This is a genomic window from Burkholderia sp. Ac-20365 (assembly GCF_017104715.1).
In the GTDB taxonomy this organism is placed as follows: Bacteria; Pseudomonadota; Gammaproteobacteria; order Burkholderiales; family Burkholderiaceae; genus Paraburkholderia.
The window spans coordinates 36391-59288 of record NZ_JAAGPI010000015.1; the positions used below are offsets into that span (position 1 = coordinate 36391).

Annotated in this window: 18 protein-coding genes; 16 read left to right on the plus strand and 2 right to left on the minus strand. The window is 60.2% G+C overall.

Annotated features, from left to right (window positions below; all coding sequences use genetic code 11):
- The first annotated feature begins 16 nt into the window (after positions 1 to 16).
- Together ligD and G3O01_RS24640 are read left to right on the plus strand one after the other, a co-directional pair.
- Complete coding sequence (gene ligD, locus G3O01_RS24635; RefSeq protein ID WP_205808856.1) at positions 17 to 2869, plus strand: DNA ligase D; 2853 nt, start codon at positions 17 to 19, stop codon at positions 2867 to 2869.
- 29 nt (positions 2870 to 2898) lie between these two features.
- A complete protein-coding gene (locus G3O01_RS24640; RefSeq protein WP_205808858.1) occupies positions 2899 to 3210 on the plus strand; it encodes a hypothetical protein in 312 nt (103 codons plus the stop codon).
- A gap of 25 nt (positions 3211 to 3235) precedes the next feature.
- On the opposite strand, the gene G3O01_RS24645 is transcribed toward G3O01_RS24640, so the two are convergent.
- A complete protein-coding gene (locus G3O01_RS24645) occupies positions 3236 to 4192 on the minus strand; it encodes a LysR family transcriptional regulator (protein WP_205808860.1) in 957 nt (318 codons plus the stop codon).
- 163 nt (positions 4193 to 4355) lie between these two features.
- Between G3O01_RS24645 and G3O01_RS24650 the strand changes: the two genes are divergently transcribed.
- A complete protein-coding gene (locus tag G3O01_RS24650; RefSeq protein WP_205808862.1) occupies positions 4356 to 5372 on the plus strand; it encodes a zinc-binding alcohol dehydrogenase family protein in 1017 nt (338 codons plus the stop codon).
- Positions 5373 to 6054: 682 nt separating this feature from the next.
- The gene (locus G3O01_RS24655) at positions 6055 to 6273 is read left to right on the plus strand and encodes a hypothetical protein (protein ID WP_205808864.1); all 219 of its coding nucleotides are present in this window, start codon (positions 6055 to 6057) and stop codon (positions 6271 to 6273) included.
- 8 nt (positions 6274 to 6281) lie between these two features.
- Here the strand turns inward: G3O01_RS24655 and G3O01_RS24660 are convergent, their stop codons facing one another.
- The gene (locus G3O01_RS24660) at positions 6282 to 8960 is read right to left on the minus strand and encodes a TonB-dependent receptor (protein ID WP_205808866.1); all 2679 of its coding nucleotides are present in this window, start codon (positions 8958 to 8960) and stop codon (positions 6282 to 6284) included.
- Between the two features lie 1053 nt (positions 8961 to 10013).
- On the opposite strand from G3O01_RS24660, the gene G3O01_RS24665 reads away from it, so the two are divergent.
- From G3O01_RS24665 to G3O01_RS24720, 12 genes are all read left to right on the plus strand, one after another.
- Positions 10014 to 10625: a MotA/TolQ/ExbB proton channel family protein gene (locus G3O01_RS24665; RefSeq protein ID WP_205808868.1), complete on the plus strand. Its 612-nt coding sequence runs from the start codon at positions 10014 to 10016 to the stop codon at positions 10623 to 10625.
- Between the two features lie 32 nt (positions 10626 to 10657).
- The gene (locus G3O01_RS24670; RefSeq protein ID WP_205808878.1) at positions 10658 to 11077 is read left to right on the plus strand and encodes a biopolymer transporter ExbD; all 420 of its coding nucleotides are present in this window, start codon (positions 10658 to 10660) and stop codon (positions 11075 to 11077) included.
- Positions 11074 to 11847, plus strand: coding sequence for an energy transducer TonB (locus G3O01_RS24675; protein WP_205808880.1), 774 nt, complete (start codon positions 11074 to 11076; stop codon positions 11845 to 11847). The genes G3O01_RS24670 and G3O01_RS24675 overlap by 4 nt, the downstream gene beginning before the upstream one ends.
- 198 nt (positions 11848 to 12045) lie before the next feature.
- Positions 12046 to 13836: an extracellular solute-binding protein gene (locus G3O01_RS24680; protein WP_241024239.1), complete on the plus strand. Its 1791-nt coding sequence runs from the start codon at positions 12046 to 12048 to the stop codon at positions 13834 to 13836.
- A 10-nt stretch (positions 13837 to 13846) separates the two neighbouring features.
- A complete protein-coding gene (locus tag G3O01_RS24685) occupies positions 13847 to 14899 on the plus strand; it encodes an ABC transporter permease subunit (protein WP_205808884.1) in 1053 nt (350 codons plus the stop codon).
- Positions 14853 to 15965, plus strand: coding sequence for an ABC transporter permease (locus G3O01_RS24690; protein WP_205808885.1), 1113 nt, complete (start codon positions 14853 to 14855; stop codon positions 15963 to 15965). Before G3O01_RS24685 ends, G3O01_RS24690 begins: the two co-directional genes overlap by 47 nt.
- Positions 15965 to 17578 carry a dipeptide ABC transporter ATP-binding protein gene (locus G3O01_RS24695; protein ID WP_205809203.1) on the plus strand — a complete coding sequence of 538 codons (1614 nt, stop codon included), beginning with the start codon at positions 15965 to 15967 and terminating at the stop codon, positions 17576 to 17578. Before G3O01_RS24690 ends, G3O01_RS24695 begins: the two co-directional genes overlap by 1 nt.
- 154 nt (positions 17579 to 17732) lie before the next feature.
- On the plus strand, positions 17733 to 18257 hold the full coding sequence (locus G3O01_RS24700) for a VOC family protein (RefSeq protein ID WP_205808887.1): 525 nt from the start codon (positions 17733 to 17735) through the stop codon (positions 18255 to 18257).
- A gap of 76 nt (positions 18258 to 18333) precedes the next feature.
- Complete coding sequence (locus G3O01_RS24705; protein ID WP_205808889.1) at positions 18334 to 19347, plus strand: GlxA family transcriptional regulator; 1014 nt, start codon at positions 18334 to 18336, stop codon at positions 19345 to 19347.
- Positions 19348 to 19486: 139 nt separating this feature from the next.
- Positions 19487 to 20698: a M24 family metallopeptidase gene (locus G3O01_RS24710; protein ID WP_205808893.1), complete on the plus strand. Its 1212-nt coding sequence runs from the start codon at positions 19487 to 19489 to the stop codon at positions 20696 to 20698.
- A 66-nt stretch (positions 20699 to 20764) separates the two neighbouring features.
- Entirely contained in the window at positions 20765 to 22024 is a 1260-nt protein-coding gene (glyA, locus tag G3O01_RS24715) for a serine hydroxymethyltransferase (protein ID WP_205808894.1), read from the plus strand.
- Positions 22025 to 22087: 63 nt separating this feature from the next.
- Positions 22088 to 22882 carry a creatininase gene (locus G3O01_RS24720; RefSeq protein WP_205808895.1) on the plus strand — a complete coding sequence of 265 codons (795 nt, stop codon included), beginning with the start codon at positions 22088 to 22090 and terminating at the stop codon, positions 22880 to 22882.
- Positions 22883 to 22898 lie beyond the last annotated feature (16 nt).

The following is a 22898-nucleotide window of genomic DNA, read 5'->3' on the forward strand; positions in this document are numbered from 1 at the left end:
CCATCCCTGTCCAATCATGACCGCCAAGCTCGACACCTATCAGCGCAAGCGCCGCTTCAATGAAACGCCGGAGCCGTCTGGCGTCGCCGCGCGCGCGAAAGGTACGAAGAGTACGAAAAGCACGAACGGATCTGCAGGAAAGACCGCGAAGCACCACGATCTGTCGTTCGTGATCCAGGAGCACGACGCGCGACGTCTGCATTACGACTTCCGGCTCGAACTGGACGGCACGCTCAAATCGTGGGCCGTGCCCAAAGGCCCGAGCCTCGATCCGACCGTCAAGCGGCTCGCCGTGCAAGTCGAAGATCACCCGCTCGAATACGGCTCGTTCGAAGGCCACATTCCCGAAGGCAACTATGGTGCGGGATCGGTGATCGTCTGGGATCGCGGCACGTGGGAACCCACGGGCGGGGAAGCGGGCGCGCGCGATGCATATGAGGCAGGCAAGCTCAAGTTCCATCTGAATGGCGAGAAGCTGCATGGCGGCTGGACACTCGTGCGCAGCCACATGCGCGGCAGCGGCGACAAGGAGCAGTGGCTGCTGATCAAGGAGCGCGACGGTGAGGCGCGCAGCGAAGCCGATTTCGATGTGCTCGAAGCGCGGCAGGGCAGCGTGCTGTCCGATGCGCCCGGCGCGCGTGGCGGCAATGGCGCCGGCAAAGCGGCTGCGAGCAAGACGAAGAGCAACGAAGAACGCGCCAACGCATCGATCAAGGCGGCGACGGCGACGGCATCGCGCAAGCGCAAAGGCACACCGGCCGACCGTCCCGACATCGTCGCAACGCGCAACGCCGAATCGCTGCGAGAACTGGCCTCGCATCCGTCGATAGAAGGCGCTGTTGAGGCGAAGCTGTCCGCCACACTCAAGCCGCAACTGGCGACGCTCGTCGAAAGCGCGCCCGCCAGCGACGATTGGCTGTACGAGATCAAGTTCGACGGCTATCGCGTGCTGGCGCGCATCGATCACCACGCGAAAGATCCCGTGAAAATTTTCACGCGTGCCGGCAATGACTGGACCGCGAAGTTCGCGCAGCAGGTCAAGGCGCTTGCGCGTATCGGCGTGGACAGCGCGTGGCTCGACGGCGAAGCCGTCGTGCTAGACAGCAATGGCGCGCCGAGTTTCCAGGCGCTGCAAAACGCCTTCGATACGCAGCGTCCGCAGGACATCACGCTTTATCTGTTCGATCTGCCTTATCTGAACGGCTATGACCTGCGCGACGTGCCGCTCGAGCAACGTCGCGCGCTCCTGCTCGCGCTGCTCGAAACCGTCGACGACGAGACGCTGCGCTTTTCCGCCGACTTCGGTTTCGATGCCGATCAACTGCTGAAGAGCGCCTGCGACATGCAGCTCGAAGGCATCATCGGCAAGCGGCGCGGCAGTCGTTATGTGTCGGGGCGCTCGCCGGCGTGGGTCAAGCTCAAGTGCAGGCGCCGGCAGGAATTCGTGATCGGCGGATACACGGAACCGGCGGGCAGCCGCGAGGCGTTCGGCGCACTGCTGCTCGGCGTGTACGACACGAAAGGCAAGCTGCAATACGCAGGTCGCGTCGGCACGGGTTTCGACGCGGCCAGACTGCGCGCGATCAAGAAGGAACTGGACGCACGCGAAGCGGCGACGATGCCGTTCGCGGATGCGCCGCGCGAACGAAGCCGCACGCCCGTGCATTGGGTGAAGCCGGAACTCGTCGCTGAATGCAATTTCGCGGAATGGACGAGCGACGGCGTCGTGCGGCAGGCGTCGTTCATCGGCTTGCGCAATGACAAGCCCGCGAAGCAGATCGTCCACGAAGCGCCGCGCAAGGGAGGCGACGTGCAGCAGATCACGGAAGACATCAACGGACCGAAGGCGAAGACATCGACGGCGAAAAAGCGGGCGTCGAAGGCGACGGATGCCGAACCGCAGACGGCCACGAAGCGTGCTGCGAAATCGTCAGCCACGGCTGCAACGAAATCCGCCAGCAAGACAGCAAGCGCGACAGTTGCGGGCGTGCGCATCTCGCACCCGGACCGCGTGATCGACAAGAGCACCGGCACGCGCAAGATCGAGCTTGCCGAGTACTACGCAGCGGTGGCGTCGTGGATGCTGCCGTTTCTGAAGGACCGTCCCGTTTCTCTTGTGCGGGCGCCGGAGGATATCGGCGGCGAGCTGTTTTTTCAGAAGCACAGCCAGAAGCTTGCGATACCGAATATCACGCAGCATCCGGGGCTGGACGCGGATCATCCGCCGCTGCTGACGATAGAAAGCGAAGCGGCGCTCGTCGGCGCCGCGCAGATGGGCACGATCGAGCTGCACACGTGGAATGCGGTGGCCGCGAATATAGAAAAACCGGATCGCATGGTGTTCGATCTCGATCCGGATCCTGCGCTCGGCTGGAAGCGGATGATCGAAGCCGCGCAACTCACGCGTGCGCTGCTCGAAGAACTTGGACTCGAATCGTTCTGCAAGACGAGCGGCGGCAAGGGTTTGCACGTCGTCGTGCCGATCGCGAAGCAGCTTGGCTGGGACGACGTGAAGGCGTTCTCGCAGGCCGTCGCGCAGCACATGGCGACCGCACTGCCGAAACACTTCGCCGCGAAGATGGGCCCGCAGAACCGCAAGGGCAAGATCTTCGTCGACTATCTGCGCAACAACCGCGGGTCGAGCACCGTCTGCGCGTATTCGCTGCGCGCGCGGCCGGGGCTGGGTGTATCGGTGCCGCTCGCGTGGGACGAGGTGCCCGCGACGACAGCGGGCGATCAATGGACCATCGCGAATCTGCACGAACGGCTCGATGCGCTGAAAAACGATCCGTGGGCCGGCTATGCGAAGACGAAGCAGCGCATCACGGCCGCGATGCGGCGCCGACTCGATACGGCCGGGAACGGCTGAGTGCCGCGTGCATCAACAGGGAGAGCATCATGAAGACATCGCAACAGCATGCAACAGGCGACGACCACGAAGAGCAGGCCACGCGCCCCGAAGGCAACGACCAGTCGAATGTGCCGAAGCGCCCGTTCAACGAACAGGCCGCGCCGCTGCCGCACGAATCGGATCAGAGCGCGGATGCACAGCATGACAATGAACCGCGGCGCGTCGGCAAGCAGGCGCATCGCGATCTGGAGCGCGGACTCGAAGACACCGACCGGCGTGGCGGCGACGACTATCAGGAGCGCACGCAGAACGACGCGCACGCCAACGAGAATTCAGATGGCGCAGGCAAGCGCCGCTGAAACTCCGGATACACGCTAGCGGGATTCACGCGCGCGTTCGACGTCCGTCGATATCCCAATACGGCGGATCGCCGAAATGCGCGGCGAGGAAGTCGATGAAGGCGACTGTCTTCGGCGGCACGAACGCGCGCGACGGATACACCGCCCAGATCGCGACCGTTTCCGCGAGCGGATACGAGTCGAGCACGGTCACCAGTTCGCCGCTGCGCAGATAGGGCGCGACATCCCACGTCGATTTCAGCGCGATGCCGAAGCCCGCCAGCAAGGCATCGCGAATCACTTCGCCATTGTCCGTCGCGAGCCGCCCGCCGACGCGCACGTTCAACGGTCCCGCCGGCGTGATGAAGGACCAGTCGCGCTGATCGGCGAGGATCACGCACTCGTGCTGCGCGAGATCGGACGGATGATGCGGCGCGCCGCGTTCGGCGAGGTACGACGGCGCGCAGCAGATCACGCGCCGGTTCACCGCGAGCCGACGCGCGACCAGTGTCGAATCCTTCAAGGCACCCACCCGGATACCGACATCGACGCCTGCATCGACCAGATCGACGATCGTGTCGGTGAGCCGCAGATCGACGCTCACGCCCGGATAGCGGCGCAAAAATTCCGCGATGACGGGCGAGACATGCTGCCGTCCGAACGACGACGGCATCGACACGCGCAGTCTTCCCTGAGGTTCAGCCTGGCCGCGCCCGACCGATGCGCGCGCGGCGGCCGCCGCGTCGAGCAGGGTTTCGGCGCGCGTCATGAAGACTTCACCTTCCTGCGTGAGGCTCACGCGGCGCGTCGTGCGGTGCAGCAGACGCGCGCCGAGCAGCCGTTCGAGGCTCGCGATGCGCGCGCTAGCGACAGCGGGCGACAGCCCGAACTCGCGCCCGGCCGCCGACACATTGGCGAGCAACGCGGCGCGCACGAACAGCGCGACGTCGAGCAGATCGAGGCGGTCGCGTTCGTCGGATGCCGTTGGGAATTGTGTTTCCATCGATTATTCGGAAATTCCTGAAAATGTTTCATTCATTACGTTGGTTTTCACAGCGTAAAGAATTTCCTACAGTTCAGTCAACGCGAACGGCGCGGTGCTTCGAATGAGCCCACGCGATCGCAGCAAAAATCTCTGAAACGTTGCACGAATCCAAGGAGCCGTCATGAAAGCCGTTGGCCTGACCCGTTATCTCCCTATCGACAATCCCGAATCGTTGATCGACATCGAACTCGACAAGCCGCAACCGACGGGACACGACATTCTCGTGAAGGTCGAGGCGATTTCTGTGAATCCAGTGGATACCAAGGTGCGCGCGCCGAAGGACACGGTCGAAAAGACGCCGCGCGTGCTCGGTTGGGATGCGGCGGGCACGGTCGAAGCCGTCGGCCCGGACGTGACCCTGTTCAAGGTGGGCGACCCGGTGTTCTATGCGGGCAGCATTACGCGGCCGGGCGCGAACAGCGAGTTTCATCTCGTCGATGAGCGCATTGTTGGTCGCAAGCCGGCGACGCTCGATTTCACGCATGCTGCAGCGCTGCCGCTCACGGCGATTACGGCGTGGGAGGCGTTGTTCGACCGTCTGGGTGTATCGCCGCAGGGCGCGGACGCGGGCAAGTCGGTGCTGATCATTGGTGGCGCGGGCGGCGTCGGGTCGATCGGCATTCAGCTTGCGAAGCAACTGGCGAAGCTGACGGTGATTGCGACGGCGTCGCGGCCCGAATCGGCGAAATGGGCGAAGGAGCTGGGCGCGGATCATATCGTCGATCACTTTGGCGATATGCCTGCGCAGTTGAAAGAGATTGGCTTCGAGCAGGTCGATTATGTGTTGATGTTCAACGATACCGACCGGCATTTTCCGGCCGCAGCTGCTGTGATTGCGCCGCAGGGCGGGATTGCGACGATTGTCGAGAATGCGAAGCCTGTTCCTGTTGAAATGCTCAAGGCGAAGAGCGCCGCGTTTCATTGGGAGTTCATGTTCACGCGGTCGATGTTCGGGACGCCCGATATGATCGAGCAGCATAAGCTGCTGACCGAGGTCGCCCGACTGATCGATGCTGGGGTGTTGCGGACTACCGTCGGTGAGAATGTTGGCAAGATCAATGCCGCGAATTTGCGGCGCGCGCATCAGATGCTGGAGGAGGGGCGGGCGATCGGGAAACTGGTGTTGACCGGGTTTTGATTTGTCTGCGACGCTGGGGTGGTTTGCTTGTGTTTTTGCCGGCATCCGCGTGATGTCAGTGGTTCTTCAAGCGTCGCCCCTGTGGGGGCGGCACCTACTTTTCTTTGCCGCGGCAAAGAAAAGTAGGCAAAAGAAAGCCGCTGAACACCGCTAATCCTTGTTTCCGCCTGAGGGCCCCCAACGGGTCCTCCGCTTCACACGGCGATCTGCCATTCACTGCCCGTTGCCAACGCTTTGAACAGGCGCCTCACCCGCTTCATGCTCCCGCGTCGCCACACACGCGATCAAATCTCCCACGTTCTATGGTGGTGAACTGTGTGTAGGCTATCGCGGCCTATGCGCTTCACTCCGGACTGAAAAACACGATCGGTGTCGTAAGAGCGCTGAGGTGTGGAGCACTACGACCTACACACAGTTTGCCACCTGGGCGGCCGTAACCAATCGCTGCCGCTGGTTGCGCTACGGGTGATTGAAGTGGGTGAGGCGATTGTTAGAAGCGCTGGCAACGGGCGGTGAATGGCAGAACGCCGTGTGAAGCGGAGGAACCGTTGGGGGCCCTCAGGCAGTGGTCAAAAACGGGCGGTGTTAGCCCGCTTTCTTTGCTTACTTTCTTTGCGGCGGCAAAGAAAGTAAGTGCCGCCCCGCACAGGGGCAACGCCTGCGCCGCGTAGGCGCTTCGCGGATGCCAGCGAAAGCCCCAAAAAAAAAGACTAAACCAGGCGTCGCAAGACAAACCAAGAAAAACCAAAACAAAGCAAAACCAAAACCAGAAAAACGCAAAAAAGCGACGGTGCGCGCATCGCACCGCCGACAAAACCCTTTGAAAAAAGGGATGGAATTGCAACAACAGCAACAACAAAAACGTCCCCCGCGACCGGGGGACCCCTTCATCACACGGTGAAGCGTGAATCAGAACCGGTACGTCGCGCCCACCTGGAAGAAGCGGCCGAGATCGGTGTACAGCGACTGGTCATAACCCGTGATATCGGGCACGGCCTGCCATTCGACGTCGAACGGCGGCTTCTTGTCGAACAGGTTCGTGATGCCGCCATAGATCGTCCAGTGCTTGAAGCCGCGATACGAAGCCATCAGGTTGAACTGGCTATACGACGCGACCGACAGCGTGCCGCCATCGCCGAATTCGGCAGCGACAGCATTCGTGTACGGACCCGTGTATTGCCATGTCAGCGTGGTCGTGAACTTGCGGTAATCCCAGCTCAGGCTCGTATTGCCCTTCCAGCGCGGGTTACTCGCGCCGAACGGCTGCAGCAGCGCGAGGTTGTTACCCGCGAAGTCCTGCGTCGGGCTGCCCGGGCTGTTCAGCTTGAAGTGCCACACATAAGCCCAGTCGCCCGACAGCGTGAACGTGCCGTACTTCGTGCCGACCGACTTGCGGAAGTTCATGTCGAATCCGTCGGTATCGAGCGAGCCGAGATTCACGAACTGCTGCGCGATATAACGGATCGTGCCATCGGCGTTACGCACGACGACGGACGGATCGTTCTGCTGCAACAGCGCGTTGGGATCGTTGGTGCCGATCACGCCGTCGATGTGAATCTTGTAGAACGAAGCGCCGATATCCGTCGACGTATCCGGCGAAAGCTGGAAGCCGATGTTGTAGTTCTTCGTGTGCTCCGGTTGCAGATCGGGGTTGCCGTTGATCTGCTCGGTCGTGAAGTGCTTGGTCGGCGCGCCGCTCGGGTCGTTCGGATCGACGAGATTCTGGTGCGCGAGATACGTGGCCTGCGAGTTCTCGACCAGCGTCGGCGCGCGGAAGCCGCGGCTATACGATGCATACGTCGTGAACATCTGCACCGGCTGGAAACGCAACGCAAAGCTCGGCGAGAACGCACCGCCGAAGTCGCTGTAGTGATCGTAGCGGCCCGCCTGCGTGAAGGTCAGGTTGCGGATGATCGGAATCTCGATCTGGTAGAACACGGCCGCCACGTTGCGCGAACCGTCCACGCTCTGCACGTTCGCCGGCGCGGCGATGCCTTCCGACGCATACGTGCGCGGATTGATCGTCGAGCTTTCGTGACGGAACTCAGTGCCGAAGCCGAGTCCGACATTGCCCGTCGGCAGCGTGAACAGATTGCCCGTCGATGTCTTCGCCGTCACGCTATCGAGCTTCGAGATTGCCTGCTGATAGTCGTCCTGGAACACGCCGTTCAGTCCATTCGGCGTCGAAGCGGGATTCGCGAAGTTATAGACGCCGTTGCCGAGAATGTTCTCGACGCCCGCCACGTTCAGCGAATTCGAGTAGTGCGTATCGACAGTACTCTGCGAGTGGCCGTACTCTGCCGACCAGTCCCAGTCGCCGAACTTCGGCGTGGTGAACGAGCCCTTGATACCCGTCGACGCCTTCCAGAACGTCGACACCGTATCCGCCGATGCCACGTTGTTCGGGAACGTGAGGTTGATCGGCGTATCGACGCCGAACGGGTTGAACGGATTCGAACCAGCGACCGTGCGCGGCAGCGGTGCGACGGAACCTGTCGCGGGGTTGAACACGTTGGTGGTCGACGAAATCGATGCCGGGCCCATCAGCTGCACGGTTTCGTTGCGGCTCGCCCAGAAGTCGGCGAAGGCCTGCGTGTTGTCGTCGATCTTGAACGTGCCGCGCACGTTGGCATTGAGGCGCGTTGTGGATGGGATCAGCGACGTCGCGCCAGCCGTGTTGTACGTACACGATGCGCCTTGCGTGTTCGCCGCGCTGCTGCCGGGCGGGCAGGGGCTGAGTGCCTGCGTCGAGCCGTCGGGCAAGCCCCAGTACGACTGCTGGTTCGGACCGAGCGGCGCAGCAAGGCCACCGGGATACTGCGTGAAATCCTGGTTCTTCGTCATGTCGCGATCGGCGAGCGTCGAGCCGCTGTCGCGGTAGTAGCTCGCTGCGGCCGTGACGTTGAAGCGGTCTGCATTCAGATCGCCGAAGCCGGCCAGCACGCTGAAGCTGCCCTGACCGTCGCCCGGATGCTGGGCCTTGCCCAGTTGACCGTCGATCTGCAGGCCCTGGAAGTTTTTCTTCGTGATGATGTTCACCACGCCTGCGATTGCATCGGAGCCGTACTCGGAAACGGCACCCGTCTTCACGATTTCGATGTGATCGACCATGTTCAGCGGGATCGAATTCACGTCGAAGAACGTGTCGGTGAAGTTCACGGCCTGCGCGTAGTTGGCGACGCGCTGTCCATCGACCAGCACCAGCGTGTACTTCTCGCTCAGCCCGCGCAATGCGATACCTGCGCCGCCTGGCGCGGTGCCGTTCATCGTGCTTTGCGACCAGCTGCTCGCGGAGTTCGCCGACGTGCCGCGCAGGAAATCGGCCACGGTCGTGTAGCCGCTCGCTTCGATTTCCTTCGGCGTGATGGTCTGGACTTCGATGTTGCCGACCTTGTCCGACGTGCGGATCAACGACCCTGTGACCTCGACCTTCTCGAGTTTGCTGACGGCCGGTGCGCTGGCCGCTGTGGGCGCGGCTGCGCTATCGGGTTGGCTCTGTGCATGTGCGAGCGGGATGAATGCCGCCGTCAGCACCAGCTCGGCTCCGATGATTCTTCTGATCGCCGAGACCAGTCTCTTCTGTTTCACTTGCGCTCCTTCTTGTCGATGAGACGACTACTTGTTGAACGATCTGCACTCACGCGAGTCGCTGCGTGCAGTCGTGCGACCTGGTCAGCAAGGTCCTCGCTGCTGACGCGTCCTGGCGTCATGTCGCACGTCCCGTCCAGGGCGCATCGCCGATCGTGTCGGTCGCGCTCTGGTTCAAAGCGAGCGCAGCCGAAAGCGAAACGCATGCCACATCTGCGGAAAAGGAAGTGCATCGAACGGCCCGATACGAATTAATTCGCGCGCAAAGGATTGATTGAATTCGTAAAAAACAAAGTTAGATGGGAATCCGAAACGTCTATAAAAATTATTAAAACGAGTTTCGCGCGAGTAACACAATGGAAGGATTGCGAACGCATGGAAATGGCTTTTAGAGCCATTCTTCTATTAGCGTTTACAGTGCGTGAAAAGCACTAACACAAGGCGTGATTTTCAAACCGGTGCGAATTATTACATTGAGCTTTAAATCTGTTTAGTAACTAAAACGGGGCATCCGTTTTAATGCATAAAACGATGTTCATCAAACTTTGTTTGCATGACCGTGACGCTGTATCCCGCGTATATCAACAAACATTGCATTGGATGCAAGAACATGGAAGCGCTTCTAGTTGCGTTAATGAAAACGTAAATAACTTGTCTAATTCAAATTGAGTAAATGCACTGTTTATTCACATGGGAATCCGTCATGCACCAAATGCGCGACTAAACAAAGTTTGATGGGGCATGTGAATTACGCGAACTAGGTCTAAGTCAGAGTGTTGCGGTTTTATTTGATGCGTTATACGCACGCGCGAGATCGATGGCGTGGAAATGGTTATGTTTTCTCGGTGAAATCCGGTAATGCCTTGAAATCAGGGCCTGGCGCGTGGTTGACGCAGTTGCAGGCATTGGCGCATGCACTGCGTATCCGGCAACCTGGTACGGCCTTTGCATTGGTGGGCGCGCTTTTTTTCACCGCGGCCCACGAAGCCGCAGGTCCACTGAAACCCACGCCGTCATGCAACGGCTGTTCGCTCGTACTAACCGGAGTCCGCAGTGCTGAATACGCTCATTAACTACTCGATCCAGTCGATGGGTCTGATTCCCCTTCTTGCCTTTATCTTCCTGCTCGGCATCGCCATCATCATCGAGCGCTTCGTGTTCTTCTCGCGCGCAGTGCAGGCCGGCAAGACGCTCGAACACGACCTGAAGCTCGTCGATCCCGCGAAACCGGACGACGCCGCAAAAGTCGCCCAGCACTACAGCGCGACGGTGCAGGGCGAACTCGTGAAGACGGCGATGAAGGCGAAGGGCAAGACGGAAGCCGTCGTCGAGCGTGAGATCGAAGAGACGATCATGTTTCAGCTGCCGCGCCTCGACCGCAACCTGTGGATTCTCGACACGGCCGTGACACTCGGACCGCTGCTTGGCCTGCTGGGCACGATCATCGGCATGGTGGAATCGTTCAACGTGCTCGGCACGAGCGGCACGGCCAATCCGAATGGCGTGACGGGCGGTATCGGCCACGCACTGACGGCCACCGCTTGCGGCCTGACCATCGCGATCATCTGCGTGATCTTCCTGAACTACTTCAACAAGCGCATCCGTATGACGGTGAATCAGTTCGATCTGATCAAGTCGCTGCTCGTTTCGCGGTTCGCAGCATGACGCGCCCGCTACTGCCGTAAAGGAGAAACACCATGCGAAACCATCGCAGCCACTATCTTGGCGGTGAAGAAAAAGCGCGCATCGAGATCATTCCGATGATCGACATCATGATGTTCCTGCTGGTCTTCTTCATGCTCGCGACGCTGAAGATGATCCAGGGCGCGGGCATCAAGCTCGATCTGCCGCAATCGAGCACGGCCGAGCAGTTGCAGCAGACCGTGAAAGTATCGATTGGCGTGACGAAGAACGACGAACTGTATCTCGACGCGAAACAGGTCACGCCTGCCGAACTGACTACACGTCTTGAAGGTCTCGTGCACGACGCGAAGAAGGTGGACGTTGCCATTGCGGGCGATGAGGGAACGAGCTACAAGAACATCGTGAAGGTGATGGACCTGGTGCGCGCGGCGGGCATCAGTTCGGTCGCGCTCGCCACGAATCCGACGACATGAGTTCACCGGCAATCGACATGAAAGAACCGCAACGGCGGCTCAATGGCGCATTGTGGGCATCGTCGACGCCGTCGCATCACGGCCGCATACCGATGCGGCTTGCGATCGGCGCTGCGCTGCTGATCGAACTGCTACTGGTTGTCGGGCTGTCGCACGTGAAGTTTCAGCAGGACCCGCCGCCTGCGCCAAAAGAAATGCGCGTGCAGATTGCTCCGCCTCCGCCGCCACCGCCGCCCGAAGTGAAGAAGCTCGAACCGCCGCCCGCGCCCGAGCCGCAAAAGACCGTGCCGAAGCAGGTGCAGCCCAAGCCGTTACCCGTGCCGAAGCCGCCGCCCGCGAAGCCGTCTCCTGCGCCGAAGGAAGCGAATATACCGGCTGCGGCGAACCCGGCAGCGAATGCGCCTGCGCTCGCAACCGCACCGCCGTCCGCCTCGCCTGCACCCGCTACGGCGGCAACAGGTGCGGCACCCGTTGCGCCGCCTGCGCTGCATGGCGTGGTCGACGGACGCGGGCATTGCCAGTCGGTGCAGCCGCAGATTCCGCGTCGCGCGCTCGAGCAGGGCATCTCCGCGAACGTCATTGCGCATCTGGCAATCAACGCGGACGGCAGTGTCGGGGACGTGAAGATCGTGCGCGTCACACCGCCGACTTCGGTCTTCAACGAAGCGGTAATCGCGGCTGGCCGCGCGTACAAGTGCGAAAAGAACGCGGAGCCGTATGTCGGCGAAGTGGAGTTTTCGTTCAAGACGACGGCATCGGACGACGATTGACCCATCCAATGGTCTCGATGGCCTGACCTGAGAGACAGTCGACGCGCAGAAGCGGCTACCCGCCGCCAACGCGCCCGTTCGATGCAGCGCGCGCGGGTTACGAGCCCGCGCGCGTATTCACCCACGCTGATGATGAGACTTACGCTGAATTTTCACGTTTGCGCGCTAGCGCTTGCATCTTGCATGGTGCTGCATGCGATGCCCGCGCAAGCAAGGCCGTCGATCGCGCAATACGATGAGCCGAAATACCCGGCGGGATTCACGCATTTCGACTATGCAAATCCCGACGCGCCGGCCAACGGCACGCTCAATTTCCAGAACTACAACGAAGCGCAGAGTTACGACTCGCTCAATCCGTTTCTCGTGCGAGGCTCGCCCGCGCCGGATATTCAGCGTCTGATGTTCGATACGCTGATGCAGCGCAGTTGGGATGAACTCGCTTCCGAATATCCGCTGATTGCCGACGATGTAGACGTCGCACCGGACGGATTGGCCGCGACGTTTCATATCGATCCGCGCGCGCGCTTTTCGAATGGCGACGCTATTACAGCAGCCGACGTCAAATACTCATTCGATACATTGAGCAGTTCGTCCGTGTCGCCGCTATTCAATTCGCAGTTTGCGCTGATCAAAAGTGCGACGGTTGTCGATGCTTCTCACGTGCGCTTCGACTTCAAACATGCGGACCGCGCGGCGCCGCTGATTGCGGGTGACATTCCCGTTTTCTCGCCAAAATGGGCCGCACAGGCCGATGGAAAACGCACCGCATTCGATCAATTGACGAACGTTCCGCCCATTGCAAGCGGTCCGTATCTGATCGAGCAGCGCAAGAACGACAAGCAGATTACCTATCGCCGCAACCCTGCATATTGGGCCGCCGATCTGCCATCACGGCGCGGCATGTACCGGTTCGAGCGAATCACTTTCAAGCTTTACCTGGATCACTACACGCAGCTCGAATCGTTCAAGGCGGGCGACACGGATGTACAGGTCGAATACAGTTCGACCCAATGGGCGCGCAAGTACATCGGCAAGAACTTCGATAACGGGCAACTCACGCGTCAACTGTTTCCGGATCACGGCGCGCAGATGCAAGGCATGATGTTCAACACGCGCAAGGCGATGTTTCGTGATCCGCGTGTACGCAAGGCACTGTCGTACGCGTTCGATTACGACTGGATGAACCGGATGATGTTCTACGGCCAGTACCGGCGCTTGAACAGCTACTTCCAGGACAGTCCGTTCGCGGCGAGCGGCCTGCCTTCGGAGAAGGAACTGGCGTTGCTGGAGCCTTACCGCGCGCAGCTGCCTGCGAGCGTGTTCGCGCCGATGCAGAACCAGCCGGACACGCTGCCGCCGCATACGTTGCGCGACAACCTGCGACAGGCGCGTGACCTGCTCGCCGAAGCGGGCTGGCATGTGCACGACGGCCAGCTGCGAGACGCAAACGGCATGCCGATGACCATCGAGATCATCGACGATCAGCCGGGCATGGACCGCGTGATTCTGCCGTTCATGCGCAATCTGCAGACACTCGGTATCGACGCGCACTTGCGTGAGATCGACAGCGCGCTGTACCAGAAGCGGCTCGATAACTTCGAATTCGACATGACCACTTTCATCTATCCGACTGTGACGATTCCAGGCGTCGAACTGGAGCATCGTTTCGGCACCGCATCGGCGTCGCAAAGCGGCTCCGAGAATTATCCGGGTGTGCGTTCGGCTGCCGTCGATGGACTGATACGCGCGGTATTGCGTGCGAAGTCACTGGATGAGTTGCAAACGGCAACGCATGCGTTAGACCGCGTGCTGATTGCCGACTGCTATCAGATTCCTGAGTACTATTCGCCCGCTTCGCGCATTGCGTATCGCACGTCGATGGGTTTTCCGGATGTCGTGCCTTACACGTATCAGGCGGAAGACTGGGTGATCAGTTACTGGTACCGCAAGCCGTCGCCGGCAAGCGTGGCGTCCGCGAACCCGCATTGAGGAGCAGACCGTGCTGACGTATATCCTGAAACGGCTCGCGTTGATGGTGCCGACGCTCATTGGCGTGGTGACGTTGACTTTCGTCGTCACGCAGTTCGTGCCCGGCGGTCCTGTCGAGCAGATCATGACGCAACTGCGCCATGGCGCGCGGGCTGGCGGCGAAGGTGGTGGCGGTGGCGGCGGTTATCACGGCAGTCAGGGCGTGGACCCGCAGCAGATCGAGCAGATCAAGAAGCAATTCGGCTTCGACAAGCCGCCGCTCACGCGTTATCTGACGATGCTGAAGGACTACGCGACCTTCGACCTCGGCCAGTCTTACTATCACCATCAAAGCGTATGGGGCGTGATCCGCTCGAAGCTGCCTGTGTCGATCACGCTCGGTTTGTGGACGGTATTGCTCACTTATCTAATCTCCTTGCCGCTTGGCATCGCGAAGGCGGTGCGCAACGGGTCGCGCTTCGATACGGTCACGAGTGTTGCGGTGCTGGCCGGTTACGCGATACCCGGCTTCGTATTCGGCGTGCTGCTGTTGATGCTGTTCGGCGGCGGCACGTTATGGCAGGTCTTCCCGATGCGCGGCCTGACTTCGGACAACTTCGACGAACTCAGTGCATTCGGAAAAGTACTCGATTATCTGTGGCATATCGTGTTGCCCGTGACCGCCGCCGTGGTCGGCAACTTCGCGGTCGTCACGATTCTGACCAAGAACACCTTTCTCGAAGAGATCGGCCGTCAATATGTGTTGACCGCCAAAGCCAAAGGCGTGCCGCAACGCGACGTGCTGTTCAGACACGTGCTGCGCAATGCCGCGATTCCGTTGCTGACGGGACTGCCTGCCGCATTCGTCGGTGCATTCCTGAACGGCAACCTGCTGATCGAAACGCTGTTCTCACTCGACGGGATGGGCCAGCTTTCATACGACTCCGTGATCCGCCGCGACTATCCCGTCGTGCTCGGCTCGCTGTTCCTGTTCACCCTGATTGGTCTGCTGACCAAGCTTATTGCTGACGTGTGCTATGTCCTTGTCGACCCCCGCATCCAGTTCAACCGCGCCGAGCGCTAGAAGCGCAGTCGCCGCGCTGCCGGTGTCGCCGTCGCCATGGCGGCGCGTGTGGCGACGGTTCAGAAGCCAGCGGCTGGGCTTCTGTAGCGCGATCATCTTTGCGAGTCTGTTTGCGCTGAGCCTGCTCAGCGATGTCGTCGCGAACGACAGACCGCTTCTCGTGCGCTACGAAGGGCATTATTACTTTCCAATCGCGAAGGATTATCCGGAGACGCTATTCGGTGGCGACTTCACGACCAGGGCGAATTATCTCGACCCATTCATTCGCAGCCGTATTCAGTCGAATGGCAACTTCGCCGTCTATGCGCCGAATCATTACCGCTACGACACGATCGACTATTTCGCTACGCGTCCGTACCCTGCGCCGCCAAATGCGGATAACTGGCTCGGTACCGATCAATACGGCCGCGATGTGCTGTCCCGTCTTCTTTACGGCTTTCGCCTGTCGGTGTTGATGGCGCTGGCGCTGACCGTTTCGGGTGTCGCATTCGGCGTATTGATCGGTGCCGTGCAGGGTTTCTATGGCGGCAAGGTCGATCTGATTGGCCAGCGGTTAATAGAAATCTGGAGTTCGATGCCGGATCTTTACCTGTTGATCATATTTGCATCGATTTTCGAACCGAGCTTGTGGCTGCTTTTCATTCTATTGTCGATGTTCGGCTGGCTCGTGTTGTCCGATTACGTGCGCGCGGAGTTCCTGCGCAACCGTTCGCTCGACTATGTTCGTGCTGCACGTACGATGGGATTGTCGAATGCGCAGATCATCTGGCGCCATGTTCTGCCGAACAGTCTCACGCCTGTCATTACGTTTCTTCCTTTCCGTATGAGCGCGGCCATTCTCTCGTTGACGAGTCTCGACTTTCTCGGCCTCGGTGTTCCGCCGCCGATGCCAAGTCTTGGTGAACTGCTGCAAGAAGGGAAAAACAATCTCGACGCGTGGTGGATTTCCGTTTCCGCATTTGCGGCACTCGTCATTACGTTGCTGTTGTTGACCTTCATGGGCGATGCGTTGCGCAATGCAATGGACACGCGCACTCGCGGCTCTGCATTCGGTGGAGCACGATGATGGCAAAGCCGCTATTGGAAATCGATCGTCTGTCGGTTCGGTTTGGCGAGCAAAGCGAAAAGCTCGTCGTCGATGAACTCAGCCTGAGTGTGGCGGCGGGTGAGCGCGTGGCGCTAGTGGGCGAGTCAGGTTCGGGCAAGAGCGTGACGGCGTTATCCGTTTTAAGGCTCGTCGAGCAGGCGAAGACGAGCGGACGCATCATGCTGGATGGCGAAGATCTGCTGGAGAAGACAGAACAGCAGATGCGCGGCATACGCGGCGCGGATGTCGCGATGGTCTTTCAGGAACCGATGACTGCGCTGAATCCGCTCTTTACCATCGGTCAGCAGATTGCCGAAAGCCTGCGCCTGCATGAAGGATTGCGCGCCAACGCGGCGCGGGCGCGCGGCATCGAACTGCTGGCCCGCACGGGTATTCCAGAACCGGAAAGGCGCATCGACAGCTACCCGCATCAGCTATCGGGCGGCCAGCGCCAACGCGCGATGATCGCGATGGCGCTCGCCTGCAAGCCACGTCTGTTGTTAGCCGATGAACCGACCACCGCACTCGACGTGACGGTGCGCCGTCAGATCGTCGATCTGCTGATCGAACTGCAGGAACAGGAAGCCGCGCAGCATGGCATGGCTGTGCTGCTGATCACGCATGACCTGAACCTCGTACGGCACTTTGCGCAGCGCGTCGCGGTGATGGAAAAGGGCGTGCTCGTCGAAAGCGGCTCAACGGAACAACTGTTCGACGCGCCGCGTCATCCTTATACGCAACGGTTGCTGGCGAGCGAGCCGCAACGGCAGGTCGAGCCGGTGGCGTCGAATGCAAAACGTGTGATGGAAGTGCAAGGGCTCTCCGTCGATTACACGGCGAGCGGCCTGTTCAAACGGAGCGCCTTTCGCGCATTGCATGGTATCGATCTTTCGCTACGGCATGGCGAGACCCTGGGTGTGGTCGGCGAATCGGGTTCGGGTAAGTCGACGCTCGCCGCGACACTGCTCGGCCTGCAAACGCCCGCAGCGGGCAGCGTGCATATCGACGGCTTGCCCTTGTCGACGTTGCGCACGACGTCTTCGCGCAAGTCGCTATACGCAAAGCTGCAAGTCGTGTTTCAGGATCCGTTCGGCTCGCTGTCTCCTCGCATGACGGTCGAGCAGATCATCGGCGAAGGCTTGCGCGTGCATCGTCCGGAGCTGGATACGCATGCGCGCCGCGAGCGCGTCGCGGCGCTGTTGCAGGAAGTCGGCATGCCTTGGGATGTGATGTTGCGCTATCCGCAGGAGTTCTCGGGCGGGCAGCGGCAGCGCATTGCGATTGCGCGTGCGCTGGCTGTCGAACCGGAGATACTCATTCTCGACGAACCGACGAGCGCACTGGATGTGTCGATTCAAAAGCAGGTATTGAGTCTCCTCGCGAATCTGCAGAAGAACCGCAGCCTGAGTTATCTGTTCATCACGCACGACCTGGCTGTGATTCGCGCGATGGCGCATCGCGTGGTCGTGATGAAATCGGGGCATATCGTCGAAACGGGTGAAACGTCTGATGTACTCGATACACCGACGCATCCGTACACCCGCAATTTCGTTGCCGCTTCAATGATCTCCACGAGGGGTGTCGAGGTATGACTCGCGCTCAATCATACGATGGTATCGAACGCTCACGCCATGGTATGCGCTAATACCATGGTATGAGCGACATTTCGCTGCTCTCGCGACTACATTGCATTCCGGTAGCGCGCTATTTGCGCTCATCGACTTCACTGTGTCCACGGAGCAAGCCATGAGCATCAGTTTCGACATGAAGCTGGAAATCGTCGTCATTCCCGTTTCGGACGTTGATCGCGCGAAGCGATTTTATGGCGAGCTGGGATGGCGGCTCGATCTCGACTTTACATCCAGCGAGGGCGACTATCGCGTGATCCAGTTCACGCCGCCCGGTTCCGGATGCTCGATCATGTTCGGCAAGAACATGACGCCCGCTGCACCGGGTTCCATTCGCGGGCTTCACCTCGTCGTGTCGGATCTCGAAGCTGCAAGAAACGAACTGATGCGGCGTGGCATCGAGGTGAGCCAGCCGTTTCACGACGTGGGCGGTGTGTTCCATCATGCCGATGGGAAGTGCGTGGAAAGCAGCCTCAATCCGGACAGAAAGAGCTACGCATCCTATGCGTCGTTCAGCGATCCCGATGGCAACGGCTGGTTGATGCAGGAAGTGACAGCGCGTCTGTCGGCGGATCTGAAACTGGATGACCCGCGATTCACTCGCGAAGTGCTCGCGGCAATTCATGGCGGGGCGCCGGCGTGACGCCGCCGAAAGAGAACAAAAAGCGGCGCGAGTGACGTTATGATGCCGGTTTCCACTACGCCCGCGATGGCCGGCCATGTCGTCACCGAATCCGCCTCGCCCAGACAATCGTATCGACGCAGGCTTGCATGATCTGCGCGTTACGCGCTACGGCTTTCTGCTGCTGGAGAACTTTTCGCTGATTGCGTTGGGCACAGCCGTGGATCCGCTGCGGATCGCGAACATGCTCGTCGAACGAAAAGTGTACGAGTACCAGCTGATCGGCGAGGGCGCGGAGTACGTGTCGTCGAGCGACGGAATTCGTGTGATGCCCGATACGTCGATGGCGGAAGCGGGCAAATTCGACGCGGTGTTCGTGGTGGGTCCCAATCCGATTCCGCGCAAGGGAATTGGCGGCGTGATGGACTGGCTGCGCTTGCAGGCCCGCCAGGGCATAGCGCTCGGCGGGCTTGATACGGGCAGCTACTTTCTCGCGCGCGCGGGTCTTCTGAATGGATATCGATGCACGATTCACTGGGAAGACCAGGACGTGCTGCTCGAGCAATTCCCCAAGCTGACGGTGTCCAACCGGCTCTATGAAGTCGATCGCGACCGTTATACCTGCAGTGGCGGCGTCGCACCGCTCGATCTGATGGTGCATCTGCTCGGCATGCCGCCCGGCAGTCATTCGCTCGCCGCACGCGTGCTCGAACTGCTCGTCGCCGAGCGGCGCACGCACGAACAGCGTCAGGTCACATCGTTGCGCCGTTACATCGGCCCGGAACACGAGAAACTGGACGAGGCGTTACAGGTGATGGAGAGCAACGTCGAGGAGACGCTGACGGTTGCTGAAATCGCCTCCTTTCTCGATGTCTCGCAGCGGCAACTCGAACGCTGGTTCCAGGAGCGGCTCGGCAAGACGCCCGCGCAGGCGTATCTGGAGATTCGCCTGTTGCGTGCGAGACAGTTGCTTTACCGCACTGCGAAGCCCCTGGAAGAGGTATGCGCGCGCACCGGCTTCGCGTCGCTCACGCACTTTTCGACCCGCTATAAGGCGCAGTTCAACATCTCGCCGATGGCCGACCGCCGGCGCTACCAGATGGCGCTCTGAGCCTTTCCTGACAGGCTGATGGTGGTTAACCCTCGATGTCGAAAATAGAAAGTCAGACGTCGCATATAAAAATATTCGAAACCCTCAGGCTCATAACATTCGCTCACTTCCACTGGATTTATCACGAGGAGTCGAACGCATGAAACTGGAGAACCTGATCCGTATCGAGAACGGCGAGAAAGTGAAGCACACCTTCTCCGATGCCGAATATGCTGGCCGTCAAGGCCGCCTGCGCGAGCTGATGGCGCGCGAAAACATCGACGCCGTACTCTTCACGTCATATCACAACATCAACTACTACGCGGATTTTCTCTACTGCTCATTCGGCCGCAAATATGGGCTGGTCGTGACGGCAAGGAAAGTCGTGTCGATTTCAGCGAATATCGACGGCGGTCAACCGTGGCGTCGCACGGTTGGTGACTACAACGTGGTCTATACCGACTGGCAGCGCGACAACTTCTTCCGCGCGGTGCAGGGCGAGATCGACAACAAGGGCCGCGTGGGCGTCGAATTCGACCAGGTGCCGGTCGAAGTGCTGAGCAAGCTGAAGGCGGCGCTGCCGTCCGTCGAATTCGTCGATATCAGCGCGCAGACGATGCGCATGCGCATGATCAAATCGGCGGAAGAAATCGAAGTCATCAAGCACGGCGCGAACGTGTGCGACGTGGGCGGCGCGGCACTCGCGGCAGCCGTGCACGAAGGCGTGCCTGAGCACGAAGTGGCGCTCGCCTCGACGCAAGCGATGGTGCGCGAGATCGCGCGACGCTTTCCCGATTCGGAACTGATGGATACGTGGACGTGGTTCCAGTCCGGCATCAACACCGACGGCGCGCACAACCCTGTGACGACGCGCAAGGTGCAAAAGGGCGACATCCTGAGCCTGAACTGCTTTTCGATGATTGCCGGCTACTACACGGCACTCGAACGCACGATGTTCTTCGACCACTGTTCGGACGAGCATCTGCGTCTGTGGAAGGTCAACGTCGAAGTGCACGAAGCAGGGCTCAAGCTTATCAAGCCGGGTGCGCGTTGCTGCGATATCGCGAATGAACTGAACAAGATCTACGCCGAGTATGGTTTGCTGAAGTACCGCACCTTCGGCTACGGCCACTCGTTTGGCGTGTTGTCGCACTACTACGGCCGCGAAGCGGGTCTCGAGTTGCGCGAGGACATCGAGACGGTGCTGGAGCCGAACATGGTTGTGTCGATGGAACCAATGATCATGCTGCCGGAAGGAATGCCGGGCGCGGGCGGCTACCGCGAGCACGACATTCTCGTGATCGGCGAAAAGAACGCGACGAATATCACCGGCTTCCCGTACGGACCGGAGCACAACATCATCGGAGCTTGACGGCTCGTGTTTGAAGGCCTGCGGCGAAAGCCGCAGGTAATCCAATGTGCCGAGGAGGCTTGATTCATGTTTTCGAAGGAACAGACGATCGCGGGTTTTGATCCCGAGCTGTCAGCCGCAATGCAAGGTGAGAAGCAACGGCAGGAAGATCATATTGAGCTGATCGCATCGGAAAACTATGCGAGTCCGCGTGTGCTCGAAGCGCAGGGTTCGGTGCTCACCAACAAGTACGCGGAAGGGTATCCCGGCAAGCGCTATTACGGCGGCTGCGAGCATGTCGATGTGGTCGAATCGCTCGCTATCGAACGGGCGAAGCAGCTTTTTGGCGCTGCGTATGCAAACGTGCAGCCGCATAGCGGATCGCAGGCCAATGCGGCCGTGTATCTTGCGCTGCTCGCGCCGGGCGACAAGATTCTCGGTATGAGCCTCGCGCATGGCGGTCATCTGACGCACGGCGCGAAAGTGTCGTTCTCGGGCAAGGTGTTCAATGCTGTGCAGTACGGAATCAATGCGCAGACGGGTCTGATCGATTACGACGAAGTCGAACGGCTTGCGCTTGAGCATCAGCCGAAAATGATCGTGGCGGGCTTCTCCGCGTATTCGCGCGTGCTGGACTTCGCACGTTTTCGTGAGATCGCGGATCGTATCGGCGCGTTGCTTTTCGTCGATATGGCGCACGTTGCGGGACTCGTTGCTGCCGGCCTCTATCCGAACCCGATTCCGTTCGCGGATGTCGTGACAACGACCACGCACAAGACGCTGCGCGGTCCGCGCGGCGGCCTGATACTCGCGCGCGCGAACGAAGCGATCGAAAAGAAGCTCAATGCGATGGTCTTTCCGGGCACGCAAGGCGGACCGTTGATGCATGTGATCGCCGCCAAGGCCGTCGCGTTCCGCGAAGCGCTCGGGGCAGATTTCACCATCTATCAGAGGCGGACGCTCGCAAATGCGCGCGCGATGGTAGGGGTTTTCATCGAACGCGGTTATAAGGTGGTATCGGGCGGCACGGACGATCATCTGTTTCTCGTGGACCTGGCCGACAAGGGCATCACGGGAAAGGACGCAGATGCCGCACTCGGCCGTGCGCATATCACCGTCAACAAGAACGCGGTACCGAACGATCCGCAATCGCCATTCGTGACGAGCGGCATTCGCATCGGCACACCGGCCATTACGACGCGCGGCTTCGACGAAGACGATGCGAAGCTGACGGCGTCGCTCGTGTGCGATGTGCTGGATCGTCTGGGCGATGCGCAGACCGAGGCCCGCGTACGTGAGCAGGTGGCGCAGATGTGTGCGCGGCTGCCGGTGTATCGCGGGCTTTGAGCGCGTGGCCGGGGCATATCGACGTGTAGCGACCAGAATGATTACGAAGACGAGGAGAATCAAATGAAGCAAAGCGTAGTAATAGGAGAGCTTGCGGCGCCGGACTACGCGCGCCGTATCGGCGATGGCTGGCCGGTGCTGATACCCCTCGGCGCGCTCGAACAGCATGGCCCGCATATGTCGATGAACCCGGATGTGTTGCTGCCGACCGCAATTGGCGTTGCTGTCGCGCAGAACATCGATGCGCTCGTCGCGCCGGCCATTGCATATGGCTACAAGTCGCAGCAAAAGAGCGGCGGCGGTAATCATCTGTGCGGCACGACGAGTCTCGACGGCCACACGCTGTCGTCGACGATCAAGGACATCCTCAAGGAATTCTCCCGCCACGGCGCGCGCAAGGTCTGTCTGATCAACGGCCACTTCGAAAACTCGATGTTCGCTGTCGAAGGGATCGATCTGGCGTTGCGGGAATTGCGCTGGGAAGGTATTCACGATCTTCAGGTCGTGTTGCTGTCGTACTGGGACTTCGTGACCGAAGAGACAATCGCGCGCATTTATCCGGAAGGGTTCCCCGGCTGGGCCGTCGAGCACGGCGGCGTACTGGAGACGTCGCTGATGCTGCATCTGCATCCACATCTGGTCGATCTGTCGAAAGTGCCCACGCACGCAGCGGCAACGTTTCCGCCTTATGACGTGTTCCCGACGATACCGGAATGGACGCCCGCATCGGGTTGTCTTTCTTCTGCAGCCGCCGCCACGGCGGAGAAGGGCAAATTGCTGTTCGACGTCTGCGTGGAAGGCATGTCGCAGGCACTGGGCGAAGCCTGGCAAGCGCGTGCGAAAGCATCGCAAGCCTGAGAACCGAGGGGAAAGC

What these genes read in the sequence shown, in the direction of transcription:
- G3O01_RS24650 (WP_205808862.1), top strand. Translation starts at nt 4,356, where the DNA reads ATGAAAGCCGTTGGCCTGACCCGTTATCTCCCTATCGACAATCCCGAA.
- G3O01_RS24645 (WP_205808860.1), bottom strand. Translation starts at nt 4,192, where the DNA reads ATGGAAACACAATTCCCAACGGCATCCGACGAACGCGACCGCCTCGAT.
- G3O01_RS24675 (WP_205808880.1), top strand. Translation starts at nt 11,074, where the DNA reads ATGAGTTCACCGGCAATCGACATGAAAGAACCGCAACGGCGGCTCAAT.
- G3O01_RS24655 (WP_205808864.1), top strand. Translation starts at nt 6,055, where the DNA reads ATGCCAGCGAAAGCCCCAAAAAAAAAGACTAAACCAGGCGTCGCAAGA.
- G3O01_RS24705 (WP_205808889.1), top strand. Translation starts at nt 18,334, where the DNA reads ATGTCGTCACCGAATCCGCCTCGCCCAGACAATCGTATCGACGCAGGC.
- G3O01_RS24690 (WP_205808885.1), top strand. Translation starts at nt 14,853, where the DNA reads ATGTCCTTGTCGACCCCCGCATCCAGTTCAACCGCGCCGAGCGCTAGA.
- glyA (WP_205808894.1), top strand. Translation starts at nt 20,765, where the DNA reads ATGTTTTCGAAGGAACAGACGATCGCGGGTTTTGATCCCGAGCTGTCA.
- G3O01_RS24710 (WP_205808893.1), top strand. Translation starts at nt 19,487, where the DNA reads ATGAAACTGGAGAACCTGATCCGTATCGAGAACGGCGAGAAAGTGAAG.
- G3O01_RS24695 (WP_205809203.1), top strand. Translation starts at nt 15,965, where the DNA reads ATGGCAAAGCCGCTATTGGAAATCGATCGTCTGTCGGTTCGGTTTGGC.
- G3O01_RS24640 (WP_205808858.1), top strand. Translation starts at nt 2,899, where the DNA reads ATGAAGACATCGCAACAGCATGCAACAGGCGACGACCACGAAGAGCAG.
- ligD (WP_205808856.1), top strand. Translation starts at nt 17, where the DNA reads ATGACCGCCAAGCTCGACACCTATCAGCGCAAGCGCCGCTTCAATGAA.
- G3O01_RS24680 (WP_241024239.1), top strand. Translation starts at nt 12,046, where the DNA reads ATGCCCGCGCAAGCAAGGCCGTCGATCGCGCAATACGATGAGCCGAAA.
- G3O01_RS24720 (WP_205808895.1), top strand. Translation starts at nt 22,088, where the DNA reads ATGAAGCAAAGCGTAGTAATAGGAGAGCTTGCGGCGCCGGACTACGCG.
- G3O01_RS24700 (WP_205808887.1), top strand. Translation starts at nt 17,733, where the DNA reads ATGAGCATCAGTTTCGACATGAAGCTGGAAATCGTCGTCATTCCCGTT.
- G3O01_RS24670 (WP_205808878.1), top strand. Translation starts at nt 10,658, where the DNA reads ATGCGAAACCATCGCAGCCACTATCTTGGCGGTGAAGAAAAAGCGCGC.